The sequence below is a fragment of the Pseudomonas sp. 51_B genome, from assembly GCF_017491595.1.
In the GTDB taxonomy this organism is placed as follows: Bacteria; Pseudomonadota; Gammaproteobacteria; order Pseudomonadales; family Pseudomonadaceae; genus Aquipseudomonas; species Aquipseudomonas promysalinigenes.
Map to the genome: position 1 here is coordinate 1 of NZ_JAFGYW010000130.1, position 556 is coordinate 556.

General features: G+C 65.3%; 1 protein-coding gene. It reads left to right on the forward strand.

The window, feature by feature from the left end:
* Nucleotides 1–169 precede the first annotated feature (169 nt).
* Nucleotides 170–556: GTP cyclohydrolase II (locus J5M56_RS23995; protein ID WP_243430886.1), on the forward strand; the 387-nt coding region annotated here is incomplete at its 3' end.

The following is a 556-nucleotide window of genomic DNA, read 5'->3' on the forward strand; positions in this document are numbered from 1 at the left end:
CTCCCTTGGCTGGGCGATTCACGGAAGGCGGCGCGCAGCCGCCGCGTCGGATGAAGAATCCAGTATAGATCGGCGTCCGCGGGCGGGTGCGTCCAGTGCGCAGATTAGCGGTAAACTCCGTGCACTCGCCATCCAGAACATACCTTAATCCTTTCGTTTGATGCATTCCATGAAGTCTTCGCATCCTGACTCGCCGCAGCCGGACGACGGCGCCGCGCCCGAGTGCGTGACGCTCGTCGCCACCGCGACGCTTCCTACCCGCTACGGCACGTTCACGTCGTATGCGTTTCGCGTGGCGGGCGGCGATGCCGAGCACCTCGCGCTCGTGATGGGCGACGTCGCCGAGCAGCCGTCGGTGCTGACGCGACTTCATTCCGAGTGCCTGACGGGCGACGTGTTCGGCTCGTATCGATGCGATTGCGGCGAGCAGCTCGATCTCTCGCTGCGCTACATCGCGGCCGAAGGGCGCGGCGTATTGCTGTATCTGCGCGGCCACGAAGGCCGCGGGATCGGCCTGAGCAACAAGATCCGAGCGTATGCGCTGCAGGAGCAGGGG